Origin of the sequence: Solidesulfovibrio magneticus RS-1, assembly GCF_000010665.1 — a bacterium.
Classification (GTDB): Bacteria; Desulfobacterota; Desulfovibrionia; order Desulfovibrionales; family Desulfovibrionaceae; genus Solidesulfovibrio; species Solidesulfovibrio magneticus.
On record NC_012796.1, the window covers coordinates 2,726,163 to 2,742,011 of the forward strand.

Here is a 15,849-nt window from a genome sequence, read left to right on the forward strand (position 1 = left end):
TTGATCCGGGTTTGGCGGGACATGTCGCCCCGGCAGCCGCATGAGTCAAGGAGCTTACCAGACATGAACGCCGCAGCCGCCATCCGGCAACTGCTGGCCGACGCCTCCCTGGGCGTTTTGGCCACCGCCGGCCCCGCAGGGCCGCTGACCTCGCTTATGGCCTTTGCCGTCGAAAGCCCGTCGAGCTTGGTCATGGCCACTTTGCCCGACACACGCAAGTGGCGCAATATGCTTGCGGACCCCAGGATTTCGCTGCTTGTCGACGACCGGGAAACGGCCCTGGACCGGGGAAGCGTACGCGCCCTGACCCTGGCCGGCCGCCACGAGCCGGGAACCGAGGCCCAGCGTCAGGCCGGGTTCGATGTCTTGGGCCGTCGCCACCCGCATCTGGCCGGCCTGTTGGCGCGACCGGAAATCGCCCTCATTAGGCTGCAGGTCACGTCCTATCTGCTCCTGACAGGTCCGACCGATGCCGCCTATTTGACCAGCCTCGACGAGGCGTCCGCAACAGAGGCTGCGGGACAGGACAGCGGCCCTATCCCCCCTGCCCCACGCCGGTGATGTTGAGATAGACCTCGTCGGCTTTTTTGGCCACCGTGCCGTCGATACGGCAGTCGGCATCTTTCTTGCCCAGGTCGAAAAGCTTCTCGATGACGTCCTTGGAAGTCACGTCGTCGCAGATGAGATAGGTTTTTTTGTCCTTTGCTTCAAAGGCCAGGCAGATGGTTTCCTTTTGGGGATATTGCTTCACGCCCGTCACCCGTCCGGTCAGGGACACAGTCTCGGCGGCCAGGGCGGAAGCGGCGCAAGCCATAAGCAGAAGCAGCAGCAAAAACGCGCGCATCAATCAAACCTCCTTGACGCGACGTCGGTAATCGGTCGTTACCGGGATAATTCGTCGTCATCGCCGCCGGGCGCGGACCGGCCCGGGGCGGCAATGAGCCACAGCACGAGGCAGGCGGCCGCGACCCAGTATAGGGCGTCCTGGCGCAGGAGCCAGACCAGGGCGTCTCGCGGCCCCCCGTCCGGCAAAGTGAATAACCGTCGCACCAGGGCGTCGGGCAGCACGTCGCCCATGGGCCAGGCCAGCCACATCCCGTCGCGCCACACGACATAGAGCCGCATGGCGAGCATGGCCCAAAGCGCCGTCAGGCTGACCAGCAGGCAGCCCCGGCCGAGTGCGTCTCCAGGGTGTCGCACGCCGCCCTGCCTCCTTATCGGTGGCCGGCAGTATACGGGCGGCGCGCCGGCCTGTAAACGCCTGTTCGCGCCCGCCTGCCATGCCTGGATAACCGTTGTCTGGCGGCCTCGCCGCCTCACGTCAACGTCTGGACGAGGCTCCTAACATTCCCGGCCGCCTCATCGGCAAAACAATATCAGCCGGGGTTCCCCCCTCAGGCCGTTTCGGGTCAATAGCAAAGGTTTGCGTCACATCCTCGAAATGCGCCTGGGGATTCCCTGGAAACAGATAAAACGCCCTGCTTTTCCATCGGATGCTGATCAGTTGCCCTGGGGACGCGTCACGAAGTCGTTTTGGCCAGATAGGCCAAGGCCTCGCCCCGGTCGGTAAAACGCGGGGCCTTGTCGGTGATGCCCAGGCGGTCGAGAATGCGCACGAAGTTTTCGGCCAACCCATACACGGCGGCAGGGCGGCCCGAGGCCCGGCAGGTCTCGGCCACGCTGGCCAGAACGTCCAGACCAGCGCCGTTGATCGAGGCGTTGGGCGTGAAGTCGAAAAGCACCCCCACGGCGTCGTCGAGTTCCCGAAAGGCCTTGGTCAGATAGGGTTCGCTTTCGCCGCAGAGACTGCCTCGGATATGGATGACGCCAACGGTCTCTTCACAGGCGGCAGCCACGTCGCCGCCACTACCGGCGGCCTCGGCCATGTCCAAGCGGCCGTTGGCCCGGCCAAGGGCGGCTTCCAGGGTCTCGCGACGGATGGGTTTGTCGATAAAATCCGTGGCCCGAAGCCCCAGAGCGGCCAGGGCCAGGTCGGTGTCGCCGTGGCCGGTAATGACGATGACCTCGGTTTCGGGCCGCCGGGCCTTGATCGCCTCCAGCACTTGCAGGCCGTCCATGCCGGGCATCTTGATGTCGGTGAGCACGATGGGCGGGGTCTGGGCGTCAAATACGGCCAGTCCCTCCTCGCCGCTGGCGGCGGTCAGGGTTTTGTAGCCGTAGGCTCCAAGATAGAGTTCGAACATCTGCAGGGTGGGCCGTTCGTCATCGATGACCAGGATGGTGCGCATGGAAACTCCAAAAGACTCTCGCTAGAGGCGTTGTGCGGGCTGGCGGGCACGGCGTCAAGGGCCGCGCTCGCCCCTGTCGCGGGCCACGGGGAAGGTGAGCCGGAAAACGCTGCCCTTTTCCGGGGCGCTTTCCACCTCGATCTCGCCGCCGTAATCCCGGACGATGCCGTAGGTGATGGCCAGGCCCAGTCCCATGCCCTGGCCGGTCTGTTTGGTGGTGAAAAAGGGTTCAAAAATTTTGCGCCGGGCAGCCTCGGGGATGCCGCAGCCGGTGTCGGCCACGGAGACGTCGACCAGGCCGTCGCGGCTTTCCGAGACGATGGTCAGCCGACGCGGCCGTTCGGCTGGGCAGCTGATGCCGGTCATGGCGTCGCGGGCGTTGACCACGAGGTTGAAAAACACCTGCTCCAGGCGGTTGGCATGGGCCTTGATGGGCGCGACGGCGGCCAGACGCAGGACCACCTCAATGCCTTGCAGGGCCAGTTCGTGGCCGATGATGGTGAAAACGCCCTTGATGGGTTCGTTGATGTCCACATACTCGAGCTTGGGCTCGGATTTGCGCCCGAAATCGCGCAGATGGCCGATGATGGCGGCGGCCCGGTCCACCTGTTCGCTGACCTGCCCGGTGACGGCGGCCAGGGCGACGGGGGACGGCAGGCCGCCGGTCTCGGCCACCATTTTGAGATAGTCGCTGCCCATCTTGATGGCGTTTAAGGGCTGGTTGAGCTCATGGGCGATGCCGGCGGACATTTCGCCAAGGGTCTTCATTTTGCTGGCCTGAATGAGCTGGGCGTCTTTTTCCACCAGCTCGGTGATGTCGGTGGCCGAGACGATGACCGCGTCCCGGGCTCGGTAGGCGATACGGCAAGCGTGGACGTTGACGTAGAGCGGTTCGCCGTCCTTGCGCACATGGCGCAGCTTGGGAAACAGCACCCGCTCGGGCGCGTCGCGGTCGGCCAGATAGGCGGCCACCCCGCCGTCGGCGTCGGGTTCAAGTTCGGCCAATCCCCGGCCCACCAGTTCCTTGCGGCCGTAGCCGTAGACGGCCTCGGCCTGGGAGTTGGCGTCGAGGATGCGGCCGGTGGCCGCCTCGACCACGAAGACCGGGTCGGGGTTGCTGTCGAAAAGCGAACGGTATTTTTCCTCGGACTCGCGCAGCCGGCGGCGGTAGAGCCGGATGCTCCAGATCATGTTGCTGAAGGACTCGGCGAGCTGGGCCACCTCGTCGCCGCCGCCCTCCTTGCGGTAGAACCGGCACTCCCGGCAGGTGCGCGAGGCGGCCTGGCTGGTCGGCTCGCCCTCGCCCCGGTTCTGGTCGAAGTGCCAGCAAGGCAGGTCGGTGTCGGCGTAGGCCTGGCAGTGCTTGATGGCGTCGTCGGAAAGCCCCAGCATGGCCTCGGGAGCGTCGAGGCTTCCCCGGCTAATGGCGTCGGCGGCCTGGGTCAGGCGCGACAGCGGCCGGGCCACGGCGTTGGACAGGCGCAGGACGATGAGAAACATGACCACAGTGACGGCCGTGATGAAGCCCAGAAATGTGGTGCGCAGCTTGCCGACCAGGGAGTCAATGTGGCTCTTGGACAGGCCCACATGGACCGCGCCCAGAGTGTAGATGCCCTCGCGCACGGGCACGGCGATGTCGATGGCCTGGGACCGGTCGAAATCGACCAGGTCGATGCTGTAATCCTTGTTTTCGGGCAGGGGATTGATGCCGCGCAGGTCGGCCGGAAAGGGACGTATGAAGGTGTTGGCCAGGATGCGGCCGTCATTGTCGCTGATAAAGATATACGAGACGAGGACTTTGCGTTCGCCGAGCTGGGCGGCGTCAAAGACCAGACTGACGAGGTTTGGCCGGTCCTTGTCGAGGATGAATCCGCTGGCCCGTTCGGCGATGCTCTGGCCAATGGCCACGCCGCGCTGTTCGAGTTCCCGGTTGAGGCTGGTGACCAGGATCCAACGGGCCAATATGGCGATGACGGCGCTGACCAGGAGCACCACGGCCATGGTGCCGCCGAACATCTTGAGCTTGAGGCTGACGCGCTGGGGCAAAAACGGCATGGGATCAGCCGCCCGAAGCCGGAGACGGGGCGGCCTCGCGCCCGTCCTGCTCGTTGGGGACGACCTTGACGGCGCGCCCGGCTTCCAGGGCGTCCTTGATGCCGGCCCAGTCCGTGACCATGTGGAAACGGCCCCGGTCAAAGCGGGTGAAATAGACCCGGTCCAGGCCCTGGCGGCGATCCCTGCCGTAGCTGACGGGACTGGCGATGCCCACGGAAAAGTCCTGGATGGATTCGATGGCGTCAAGGAAGCGCTCCCGGGTGAGTTCCCGGCCGCAGCGCCGCAAGCCCTCGACCAGCACCCGGGCGTTGATGAAGCCCTCCAGGCCGACAACATTTGGCCGCTCGTCGGGGAAGGAGCGGGCGAGCAGGCGCGCGTAGTCCATGACGCCCGTTAAAAGCGAAGTGGCCTCGGGCAGATCCGGGGGCGGCACGACCTGGGACATGACCAGCGGCGTGTCGTCGCCGGGACCGAGGATGCGGGCGATTTCGTCGGCCCCCACAAAGGACACGGCGTAGAAAAGCCCTTTGTAGCCCCTGGCCCGGGCCAGCTTGATGGCCTTGGCGCAGGGACCGTAGGCCCCGATCATGACGATGGCCTGGGGCTTGGCCTCCAGGATGCGGCCCACGCCCTCCTCCACGTCCATGGAGCCCCGGATGTAGGAACCGCGCGCCACCGGAGCCAACCCCCGGTCCTTGAGCGCCATCTCCGTGCCCTTGAGGCCGTCAAAGCCGTAGGCGTCGTACTGGTAGAACACACCCACCCGCTCCAGGCCCAGATCCTGGACGAGATGCTCCACGGCGGCGGCGGTTTCCTGGTAGTAGGAGGCGCGGATGTTGACGATGTAGCGGCGGAAGGGGAAGCGCAGGAGGTCGGCGCCGGTGAAGCTGCCGACCAGGGGCACCCGGGCTTCCTCCAAAAGCGGAATGATCTTGGCGGTGGTGGGCGTGCCCACGTAGCTAAAAAGGCAAAAGACCTGGTCCTCGACTATGAGCTGCTGGGTGTTGGCCACGCAGCGCGGTGGATCGTAGCCGTCATCCAGAGTGATGAGCTTGATGGTCCGGCCGGCCACGCCGCCGCCCTCGTTGACGGCGTTTAAATAGGCCAGCGCGCCGTAGAGGGTCTGCTTGCCGAGGTAGCTGGCGTGTCCGGTGAGCGGCAGGGAACAACCCACGACCACGGTGTTGCCGGTAACGCCCGGCGATGCTGCCGACCCGGCGTCGGGCGAGGACGGCCCCGAACAACCGGCCAGGAACACGGCAGCGACAACGAGAGCCGCAATCCGCAAGCGCCTTGGCCAGACAAAAAAAAACGGGCTGCGCATGGTGGTTGATAGCAGACAGGGGGCGGGGTTGGTCAACTGGGGAGGGCCTCCCCCTGGCCAGGGGCCAAGTTGATTTTCCCGAAGCGTCAGGACGGGGTCGGGCAACTGAAGGCGGTATCACCCCTTCCCTGCCCGGACAGGTCCGGCGCGGACAATCCGCCGCATCCGGGAGGCCGTGGCAGCGGCCTCCCGAAGCGGACGGTTGCGGGAACCTAACCGAAGGCCCGAAGCGGGCGCATGACCTTGGCCAGGAAGGCCTTGCGGCTCAGGGGCCGTGGGCCGGCGTCTCCGAACTGGACGTATTTATAGTAGGCGCTGGGCGGGAACGGGGTCAGGAAGATGACCCGCACCGAATCGGCGTCCACCAGTTCGGCCTTGGGGAACTTGGGTTTGAGTTTGGCCAGACGGTCCTTGGCCAGGGCCAGCATTTCGTCGCGATCGCCGAAGTTCATGGTCCCGGTGGGACAGGTCTGCACGCACGAGGGCAGCAGGCCGGCATGAATGCGGTCGTTGCACAGGTCGCACTTGTACATGAGCTTGGTGGCCGGATCGACCCGGGGAATGTCGTAAGGACAGGCCTCACGCACGCCGCCGGCGGACAACCCCTTGCACTTTTCCGTGAAGACCACGGCCCCGGTCTGGGGGTCCTGGACGATGGCGTCGGGCACTTCGGAGTCGCCCACCATCTTGCACGGCGCGTCCAGGCAGTGGCGGCACTGGTCCGGGAAAAACAGCCACTGGAACTTGCCGTCAATGGTTTTCTCGGAAAACCGCAGCACTTTGAGCGTCTGCCAGGACAGATCCGGCGGATTCTGATGGGAGCCGGTGTTTTCCGTGGGTTCCACGGGTTTGTTCTTCCACTGCTTGCAGGCGATCTGGCAGCCCCGACAGCCGGTGCAGCGCGACAGGTCGACAAAGAAGCTCTTTCCAGTCATGGCGTCGGTCCTCCCTAGGCCTTGCGCACGTTGACCATGAAGGCCTTGGTCTCGGGGATGCCCGTATTGGGGTCGCCGACCGAGGGACACAGGATGTTGGCCGAGTCGCCGCCCTGCTTGGGCCAGGTCCAGCCGTAGTGCCAGGGGATGCCCACCTGGTGGATGGTCTGGCCGAGCACGGTGAAAGGCGTGATGCGCTCAGTGACGATGGCCTTGGCCCACAGCGAACCGCGAGTGCTTTCGAGGATCACCTTCTCGCCGTTTTTGATGCCGCGCATCTTGGCCAGCTCGGGGCTCATCTCGCAGAACATCTGCGGTTCGGCTTCAAGCAGCCAGGGGGAGTTGCGGGTCATGACGCCGGTCTGCCAGTGCTCGGTGACCCGGTAGGTGGAGCACACGAACGGGAAGCGCGGGTCGCAGGAAGCGTGCACTTCGGTGGGGCCGGTGAACTTGAGCGCCGTGGGGTTGTGCAGCTGCTTGGAGAACGGGTTCTCGCCGACCGGACATTCCAGGGGCTCGTAGTGTTCGGGCAGCGGTCCGTCGTTGCGGCCCGGGCCGAAGATGAGGCCCATGCCCTCGGTGGTCATGATAAACGGCGACTTGCCGTTTTTCTGATCGGCCATGGGCGGCCAGGGACCGTCGGGCACGTCGCCCACCCACTTGCCGTCTTCCCAGGCGATGACCGCCTTTTCCGGCTGGTAGGGCTTGCCCTGGGGGTCTACCGAGGCGCGGTTGTAGAGCACCCGACGGTTGACCGGCCAGGCCCAGGTCCAGCCCGGGAACAGGCCGATCTTGGCCTGCATGGCGGTCTGCGTCTTGTCGCGGCGGGCGGCCATGTTCTTGTCGGTGTAGGAACCGCAATAGACCCAGGTGCCCGAGCAGGTGGAGCCGTCGGTCTGCAGCAGGGCAAAGGCCGGCACCGGATCGCCGGGCTTGAAGGTCTTGTCCGCGTCGCCCACCTTCAGGGTCTTTTCCTTGAGGAAGTAGCCGTTGATGCGCTTGGCGACTTTGTGCGGATCGAAGATGTGGTTGGTGGCCACGTCCCAGTTGAGGTTCTTGATGGGATCGGGATAGGCGCCGCCTTCCTTGGCGTACAGCCCGCGAATCTTCTCGAAGAGTTCGTAGATGATGTCGCCGTCAGGCTTGGAGTCGCCCAAGGGGGCCTGGGCCGGATAGCGCCACTGCATCCAGCGGCCGGAGTTGGAGATGGAGCCTTCCTTTTCAAAGGACACGGCGCAGGGCAGATAGAAGACCTCGGTCTTGACCTTCTTGGGGTCCATGCCCGGGCCCTTCCAGAAAGAGCCGGTTTCCGTCTCGAACATGTTGACCGTGACCATCCAGTCGAGCTTGGTCATGGCCTCGCGGGTCTTGTTGGCGTTGGCGGTGCTGGCGGCCGGATTCTGGCCCCAAGCGAAAAAGCCCTTGAAAGCGCCGCCGAGCATGGCGTCGAAAAGCGACAGCCATGAGTAGTCCTTGCCCGGTTCGAGCTTGGGCAGATAGGTGTAGCCGGTGTCGAGATCCTGCTCGGGGTACATGGACTTGATAAAGCTCGCCATGTATTTGGGCCGGTTGCCCCACCAGTTGGCGCTTTGCGGGTCCTTGGTCACCGGGGTGTTCTTCTCGTTGTACTCGGCCAGGGTCTGCATCGCCGCCGAGGGGGTGGGGATGTAGCCGGGCAGAATATGGAAGAGCAGGCCCTGGTCGGTGGAACCCTGGACGTTGGCTTCGCCGCGCAGGGCGTTGATGCCGCCGCCGGCCACGCCCATGTTGCCCAACAGCAACTGGATGATGGACATGGCCCGGATGTTCTGCACGCCCACGGTATGCTGGGTCTGGCCCATGGCGTAGAGCATGGTTCCGGACTTCTCGGGCTTACCGGTGGCGGCGTAGGTCTGATAGACCTTTTGCAGATCGGCCACCGGTGTACCGGTGATGGCCGAGACTGACTTCATGTCGTAACGGTCGTAGTGGGCTTTAAGGATCTGGAAGACGCAACGCGGGTTGTTCAGCGTCGGATCTTTCTTGATCTGGCCGGCGTCGTCACGGACAAAGCTCCAGCTCGACTTGTCGTAGGCCCGCTTTTCGGCGTCATAACCGCTAAAAAGTCCGTCCTTGAAGTCGTACTTGTCGCCCACGATAAACGACGCATTGGTGTAGTTGACGACGTAATCTTTGAAATACAGGTTATTGGCCAGGATGTACCGGATAAGACCCCCGAAAAACGGGATATCCGAACCCGAGCGCAACCGGGCGAACACGTCGGCATGCTGGGAAGTGCGGGTGTAGCGCGGGTCCACGTGGATGATGGTCGCGCCCTTGTCCTTGGCCCGCAGGGCCCACTTGAAGGAGATGGGATGGTTCTCGGCGGCGTTGCTGCCGATAATGAAAATGCAATCAGAATTGGCGATGTCGATCCAGTGATTGGTCATCGCCCCGCGTCCGAACGACTCTGCCAGAGCCGCTACAGTGGCGCTGTGTCAGATACGGGCCTGATGCTCGATGTAACTTAATCCCATGGCCCGGAGCATGGCCTGGTAGATCCAGCACTCTTCATTGTCCATGGCGGCGGAACCGACCGAGGCGATGCCTTCGCAGCGGTTGACCACCCGGCCCTTGGCGTCCTTGGTCGTAAAGCTGCCGTCACGGGCTTCCTTGACCTTGCGGGCGATGCGGTCCAGCGCCCAATCCCAGGATTTTTCTTCCCAGTTCTCGCTGTACGGGGCGCGGTAGAGCACCTTCTGGATGCGACGGTCATTGTTGCCGAGCTGGTAGTGGGACGCGCCCTTGGGGCACAGCGCGCCTTCGTTGATCGGATGATCCGGATCACCCTCGATATTGACCACCCTGCCCTTGCCGTCCTTGTCCGTGCTGCAGATCAGCCCGCAGCCCACCGAACAGTAGCAGCACACCGAGGTGCTCTGTTTAGTGAACTTGAGCTTGGCCGCCTGCCCCTCGGCGTAGGCCGGGCGCAGATCGAAGCCGAGGCCGCCAAAGGCGGTCACGGCCGTGGTCGCGCCTGCGATTTTGAGGAACTCTCGCCGGTTCCATTCCATGGTCCGTCTCCTTGCCGCTAAGCGTTCTCACCAATCCCGCCGCCAGGCTTGCGGCGTCGGGCTTTGACCCGTTGCGTTATGCTAAAATTAGCATAAGTTAAAAATAACATAGGCATAAATGCGAAGAGTCACTTTCTCTGTAGAAAGCGGAACAAAACGGGTCAAAGAATAATTAATTAGTTAAGGTCTGGCACCAAGGAGACGATATAATCGAGCAAAATCGGTAGGATGTCTTGATCGCGGTGGTTGTAGCGGAACTCCAGTTCCTTGAGATACAGCGGAAATTTCCCCGCCGTGACCCCATGGAACCGGATGAGGCGTTCCCGGGCGTAGGGCCAGAAGCCCGCCTGGCGGGGATCGACGGCTGGGGCGCGGCCCGCGACCTCCACCAGATGCCGGGTCAGAATATCCGAACCGCAGGCCACCAGGGCGTCGTAGCGCAAGTAGCGGTCGGAGTAGACGATGGAACCCAGGCGGGAAAGGGGCAGCGAGAAGTTGCGGTTGAAATGGAGCAAATCTTCCGGGCCGAGGTTTGGCAGGTAGTCGATAAAAACCAGGCCGCCACGCTCCAGGATGCCGAAAATGGGCACGGCGGCAAGTTGTTCGTCCGGGCCGGCCGGCCGCATGTTCCGGGCGGCCGAGCCCAGTTCCGCACCAAGGGGGCTTCGGAGGATGTCGCGGCCGTCGAGGCTGGCGGCAAGAATAGAGAGCCGGGCCACGGTGGCGGCCTTGTAGACGGTGTTGTAGGCCAGCCCCAGGGCGGCGGCCATGGCGTGGGCGGTCTCCTCGGCGGCGAAAAGGGTGAGCAAGCGCAGCCAGTGGCGCGGAGTCAGCCCAGCCAGTCCGGCGAAACGGCCGGACAGGGCATGAAACGTGTAGCGGCAACCGGCACAGCGCACCCGGCCCTCAGCCAGGGCATAGGCCTTGGTGCCGGCGCAGCGCGGACAGACGGGCTGGGCGCCGGGCCAGGCCCGGCGTTCCAGGAACTTGCGCGCCCCCTCTTCGCTACGCAGATGGCGGGTCAGGTCCAGGGCCATGACCGCGCGCCCTTAGTGCCGCATTCGCGCCGTTGATGGGTCATCATGTGGCGCTGCCTTTTCTTGGGTATCGCCCGGGGAGCGTCAGCCGCCGATGGCCGACATGCCGCGCGTCTTGCCGGCCGTGCCGGGATCGAGCACCTCGTAGCCCAGCGGTTTGGTGCGAAGGGCCAGGGCGATGACCCGGCGCACGGCGGCAAGGCCTAGAGCCGGATTGCGCAGCATGGCCCGCAGCCGGTATTCCTTGGTGGAAAACAGGCAGGTGCGCAGCTTGCCGTCGGCCGTGATGCGAAGCCGGTTGCAGGTGTCGCAGAAATGTTCGCTGAGAGGCGAAATGACGCCAAAGCGTCCGGCCCCGCCGGCGATGCGATACATCCGGGCAGGGCCGCCGGTGGCGCGGTCGCTGTCGTCCGGGACAAACTCGGCCGCACGTGAGGCCAGCTCCACCACATCCTGGGCCGAGATATAGTTCTCCGGCCGCCAGAGGTTGCCGTCGCCAACCGGCATGAACTCGATGAAACGCACGTCGATGGGCGATTTTTCGGCCATGGCCACAAAGGCCGGAATTTCCGCCGTGTTGATGCCACGTAGGGCCACGGCGTTGATCTTGACCCGAATGCCGGCCTCCAGGCACTCGCCGATGCCCTGGAGCACGGCGGACAACCGGTCGTGGCCGGTGATGCGGGCGAAGGTGGCCTGATCCAGGCTGTCCAGGGAAATGTTGACGGCGCTGACCCCGAGCTTGGCCAGCATGGCCGGGCGGCCGGCCAGCAGCGTGGCGTTGGTGGTGATGCGCAGATCCATTTCCGGGTAGCGCTCCCGGATGGAGGCGACGAAACTCATGAAGTCGCGCCGGGCAAAGGGTTCGCCGCCGGTCAGGCGCAGCTTGACGATGCCCATGTCCCGGGCCAGGCCCACAAGGTCGAGCATCTCCTCGTAGCGCAGGATCTTGTCGTGGCCAATGAACGTGAAGCTTTCCTTGGGCCGGCAGTACATGCAGGCCAGGTTGCAGCGGTCGGTGACGGAAAGGCGCAGATAACTGACGGCGCGGCCGCGCCCGTCGCGAAGGGCCTTGCCCGATGTGCCGGTCATGCCCCCTCCTCCATGCCGCGTGCCCGGATGAGGTCCGGCGGCGAATTGACGTTGAAAAAGGCCCGGGCCACGGCCGGATCGTCGCGGCTGTAGTCCAGATGGCGACGCAGGGGTTCGGGAAAGATGGCCGAGAGCCGGCGCTGGCCCTGCTCCAGGTTCTCCCGCAACAGCGGCAGCCCGGCCGGATCGTAGATGGCCACCAGCGACTCCACGAAGCCGGTCTCGACGATGCGGTAGGTGGTCATAAGGGCCGTTTCCGGCCGATCGCGCCAGGCCGCAACCAGACGGACCAGGGTTTCTGGTTCCAGAAACGGCAGGTCGCAGGAAACGACCAGGCACGGTCGGGTGGCCGCGGCCAGGATGGTCATGACCCCGCCGGCCGGCCCCAGGCGCGGCGTTTCGTCGGGGAGCCAGGGGCAGGCAAAGCCGAACGGGGCGGGATCGCGCCCGGAAACCATGATCTCCCCCGTGACCGCGGCCAGCACCTCGGCCACGCGGCGCAGCAGCGGCTGGCCAAAAAAGGTGAGCCAGGCCTTGTCCCGGCCCATGCGGCTGCTCAGGCCCCCGGCCAGCACCACGCCGAGCGGCAGTTCCCCGCCCGCCTTCACGCCCCCACCCGGCCGGCGGCGTCGGTAAAGACGGTGAAACGCTCCTCCGCGTCCCGGGCAAAGCCGACCAGGGTGACGCCGGCGTCCTTGGCCGCGCCAAGGGCCGCTCCGGTCACGGCCGAGCGGCTGACCACCATGTGCAGCCCGGCCCGCAAGGCTTTCTGCATCATGCTGGCCGTCACCCGGCAGGACAGGAACAGGATCAGCTCCGGCAGGCAAAGTCCCTGGCGCAGGCCCTGCCCGGCCAACCGGTCCAGACAGTTGTGGCGGCCGATGTCCTCGGCCCGGGCGATAAAATTTCCGGCCAGGGGATCGTAGAGCGCGGCCCGGTGAAAACAGCCCGTGCCGTCCCACAGCCCCGGCTCGGCGATAAATCGCCGCACCAGGGCCAATAGTTCGGCCGCCGGGAGCTTTCCCGGCCGGGTCGGATCAGGAGCCGGCCGGCCGTCCGGGACGGCTTTCAGGGAAAAGCTCAAGCCCTGGGCGTCGGTCACCACCGGGATCTCGCCCGGCCCGAGCATGTCCAGGGCAGCATGGCCCAGAACCAGCGCCTCGGGATCAAGGGGCGCGGCGTAGAGCGTTTTTCGCCCCACGCCGTCAAGGTCCAGGGTGACCCGGATCTCGGTGGCCACGTCGTCGAGGATGTCAGTGAAAGAGCCGTCCCGGTAGCGGCGGCAGGGGACGGCGCGGGTGAGCTCCGGCAGTTCCATCAAAACCCCCAGGCCGACAGCACCGGCCGGTTGTAGCCCTGGCCCCGGGCGGCCATGTCCAGGGTCAGGGATTCCAGGTCGTCCAGGACCGGCACGCTTGGCCGGTCGAACTCCCGAAAATCGACGGTCTTGATGTAATTCTTGCAGCGCAGGCAGACATTGACGAGGTAGCCCGGCTCCTCGGCGGCGGTGAAGGTTTCCAACTGCTTGGTGTCTTCCTCGCCGCAGTGCGGGCACATGAGACGCTTGGCCCGGTATTCGAGCTGGCAAAACGAGCAGGTCAGATGCCTGGCCCCTTCCTTGCCGACCAGCCGGCCAATAAGCGGCGGACTGGCGCAGACCGGACAGTGACCAAAAGCCCAGGAGCGGTCCTTGGGGAAATGGGCCATGACCGCCTCGCCGACGGCGGCCAGACGCGGGGCCAGGGCGGCCTGGACCAGAAAGGCGAGCAGGCGCGGCGCGCCGGGGGTGCGCTCGCCGTAAGCGGCGAAAAAGGCGTCGTCGCCGGCCAGATGCCGGCCCACGGCCTTGGCCATGTCAAGGGTTCCGGCCGCGCGGTCGGCTTCGAGCACGGCCAGGGCCTCGGCAAGATGGCCATCGCCCTGGCGCACCAATCCGGAAATTTCGGCCAACAGCGCCTCGAACCGGTCCATGTCCACGGGGAAGGCGTCCCGGGGCAAACGCGGCGCGCCGCGCAGGTTGCGCTCCACATCGGCCAGGACAGCCGGATCCACGGTCACGTCCTCCTTGGCCCGGGCCGCGAGCTGGACCCGGGAGGTCGCCGCCACAAGGGACAGCAGGGAAGCCGGCAACACGGTCTTGCGCGACAGGGAATCCAGTTTTTTCTCAAGCACTTTTGAAGCCTTATCATAATCAAAGGGCATGGTGTCTCCTTGGGTGGCCCGGGGCTTTCGCCAGGGCCTTTGCGGCATTATGGTGACGCAGGCAGGACTTGGCAAGAAGCGGCGCTCCGACAGGAGCCCCAACCGGCCTTGACGCCGGCCTGGATCGTCCGCACTGTGCCCAATGTTTTTGGTATCGGCATGGCCGATGCCCGGCGCGGCCCCGGCTGTCAAGGCCGAGGTCGCAACCCATCTCGCGGAGGAAGCATGGCGCTTTGGACCCAGCTCTTTCTCGCTCCTTCGGCGCTCCAGGCCGTGGTGGTCATCGGCTTGGTCGCGGCCACCGGCTTGGCCCTGGGACGCCTGCCCGTGGCCGGGGTGCGCCTGGGCGTGGGAGGCGTGCTTTTCACGGGTCTTGCCGCCGGCCACTTTGGTCTGGCCCTTGATCGGCATGTCCTGGAATTTGTCCGCGAATTCGGCCTGATCCTTTTCGTCTACGCCATCGGCATGCAGGTCGGGCCGGGGTTTATCGATTCCCTGCGTCGCCGGGGGCTGCGGCTCAATCTCGTGGCCGGGGGCATCGTTATCTTCGGGGCCGCTCTGGCCGCCGTCTTCCATCTGCTCGGGCTTTTCCCCCTGCCAGTGGCGGTGGGCGTCTACAGCGGAGCCGTCACCAACACGCCGTCCCTGGCCGCCGCCTCCCAGGCCTTTGCCGAGCTGGCCCCGGCCCAGGCCGAAGCCCTGGTCGGCCAGGCCGGCCTCGGCTACGCCGTGGCCTACCCCTTCGGCATCTTCGGCATCATCCTGGCCATGCTGACCGTGCGCCGCCTGTTTCGCATCGACCCGGCGGCCGAAACACGGCAGTTGGAAACGCTCTTGGCCGAAAATGCCCCGCCGCTGGCTTCCCGCACCATCGAGGCGACCCTGCCCGCCGCCTTTGGCCGCCTCCTCACCGAACTTCCGGCCATCGCCGAGGGCGGGGCGGTGGTTTCACGGGTCATGGCCGGCGGCGTGGTGCGCCCGGTCAGCGTCGATACGGTGCTGGCCCCGGGGATGCTCGTCCACGCCGTGGGCCGGGTCGAGGCCCTGGAGGCGCTGAGCCGGGAGATCGGCCAGGACAGCGACCAGGACCTGCCCGCCCTGCCCGGGCCGGTGGAAACGCGCTCGTTTCGGGTCACCCGGGCTGCCGCCGTGGGCCGCACCGTGGAGGCTCTGGGCCTTGGCCCGGACCACGACGTGGCCGTCACCCGCGTCACCCGAGCCGGCACGGAGTTCTCGCCCGGACCGGGCGTGGGGCTGCATTTCGGCGACACAGTGCGCTGCGTGGGCACGACCGAGGCCCTGGCCTTTGCCGAGGCGCGCCTGGGCAACTCCGCCCGGGAGCTGGCCACACCCCATGTCCTGCCCATCTTCATCGGCATCCTGGCCGGGGCGGTCCTGGGCGGCATTGCCGTGCCGCTGCCGGGACTGCCCACCGGCGTGCGCCTGGGCGTGGCCGGCGGTCCGCTTCTGGCCTCCATCCTGCTCTCGCGCCTGCACCACTTTGGCGGGCTGGTCTGGTATCTGCCACAAAGCGCCAACCTGCTGTTGCGCGAGATCGGCATCTGCCTGTTTTTGTCCTGCGTGGGCCTGGCCGCCGGCAGCCGGTTCGTGGCCGCCGTGGGGTCCGGCCAGGGCTTGGTCTGGCTGGCGGCCGGCGCGGCCATCACGTTTGTGCCGCTTTTAGCCGCCGGCGTTTTCGGCCGGATGCTTCTCAAGTGCAACTACGCCTCGTCCTGCGGCCTCTTGGCCGGGGCCATGACCGACCCGCCGGCCCTGGCCTTCGCCTCCCAGATGCTTGGCGGCGACGCCCCGGCCTCGGTCTACGCCACGGTCTATCCCCTGGCCATGATCCTGCGCATCGTCACCGGCCAGCTGCTCGTCCTGACCCTTTTTCCCGGCTGA

General features: G+C 65.7%; 14 protein-coding genes. 2 read left to right on the plus strand and 12 right to left on the minus strand.

What is annotated here, in order from left to right; genetic code table 11:
- Positions 1-63 precede the first annotated feature (63 nt).
- Positions 64-561, plus strand: coding sequence for a pyridoxamine 5'-phosphate oxidase family protein (locus DMR_RS11650; protein ID WP_015861108.1), 498 nt, complete (start codon positions 64-66; stop codon positions 559-561).
- Here DMR_RS11650 and DMR_RS11655 read toward each other — a convergent pair.
- The 12 genes from DMR_RS11655 to DMR_RS11715 form a co-directional block, all read right to left on the minus strand.
- Complete coding sequence (locus tag DMR_RS11655; protein WP_015861109.1) at positions 536-844, minus strand: hypothetical protein; 309 nt, start codon at positions 842-844, stop codon at positions 536-538. The two genes, DMR_RS11650 and DMR_RS11655, sit on opposite strands and share 26 nt — an antisense overlap.
- A gap of 38 nt (positions 845-882) precedes the next feature.
- On the minus strand, positions 883-1,200 hold the full coding sequence (locus DMR_RS11660) for a hypothetical protein (protein ID WP_015861110.1): 318 nt from the start codon (positions 1,198-1,200) through the stop codon (positions 883-885).
- Positions 1,201-1,520: 320 nt separating this feature from the next.
- Complete coding sequence (locus DMR_RS11665) at positions 1,521-2,249, minus strand: STAS domain-containing protein (protein ID WP_015861111.1); 729 nt, start codon at positions 2,247-2,249, stop codon at positions 1,521-1,523.
- Between the two features lie 54 nt (positions 2,250-2,303).
- Positions 2,304-4,304: an ATP-binding protein gene (locus DMR_RS11670; RefSeq protein WP_015861112.1), complete on the minus strand. Its 2,001-nt coding sequence runs from the start codon at positions 4,302-4,304 to the stop codon at positions 2,304-2,306.
- A gap of 4 nt (positions 4,305-4,308) precedes the next feature.
- Complete coding sequence (locus DMR_RS11675; protein WP_015861113.1) at positions 4,309-5,628, minus strand: ABC transporter substrate-binding protein; 1,320 nt, start codon at positions 5,626-5,628, stop codon at positions 4,309-4,311.
- 212 nt (positions 5,629-5,840) lie between these two features.
- Positions 5,841-6,563, minus strand: a complete 723-nt coding sequence (locus tag DMR_RS11680) for a 4Fe-4S dicluster domain-containing protein (protein WP_015861114.1) — start codon at positions 6,561-6,563, stop codon at positions 5,841-5,843.
- 14 nt (positions 6,564-6,577) lie between these two features.
- A complete protein-coding gene (gene fdnG / locus DMR_RS11685; RefSeq protein WP_081429610.1) occupies positions 6,578-9,616 on the minus strand; it encodes a formate dehydrogenase-N subunit alpha in 3,039 nt (1,012 codons plus the stop codon).
- A 176-nt stretch (positions 9,617-9,792) separates the two neighbouring features.
- Positions 9,793-10,653: a transposase gene (locus tag DMR_RS11695; protein ID WP_015861117.1), complete on the minus strand. Its 861-nt coding sequence runs from the start codon at positions 10,651-10,653 to the stop codon at positions 9,793-9,795.
- Between the two features lie 84 nt (positions 10,654-10,737).
- Complete coding sequence (moaA, locus tag DMR_RS11700; protein WP_015861118.1) at positions 10,738-11,745, minus strand: GTP 3',8-cyclase MoaA; 1,008 nt, start codon at positions 11,743-11,745, stop codon at positions 10,738-10,740.
- Entirely contained in the window at positions 11,742-12,353 is a 612-nt protein-coding gene (locus DMR_RS11705) for a molybdenum cofactor guanylyltransferase (RefSeq protein WP_015861119.1), read from the minus strand. The genes moaA and DMR_RS11705 overlap by 4 nt, the downstream gene beginning before the upstream one ends.
- On the minus strand, positions 12,350-13,063 hold the full coding sequence (locus tag DMR_RS11710) for a formate dehydrogenase accessory sulfurtransferase FdhD (protein WP_015861120.1): 714 nt from the start codon (positions 13,061-13,063) through the stop codon (positions 12,350-12,352). Before DMR_RS11710 ends, DMR_RS11705 begins: the two co-directional genes overlap by 4 nt.
- Entirely contained in the window at positions 13,063-13,947 is an 885-nt protein-coding gene (locus DMR_RS11715; protein WP_043600576.1) for a formate dehydrogenase accessory protein FdhE, read from the minus strand. Before DMR_RS11715 ends, DMR_RS11710 begins: the two co-directional genes overlap by 1 nt.
- Before the next feature lie 225 nt (positions 13,948-14,172).
- Between DMR_RS11715 and DMR_RS11720 the strand changes: the two genes are divergently transcribed.
- Positions 14,173-15,849, plus strand: coding sequence for a putative transporter (locus DMR_RS11720; RefSeq protein WP_015861122.1), 1,677 nt, complete (start codon positions 14,173-14,175; stop codon positions 15,847-15,849).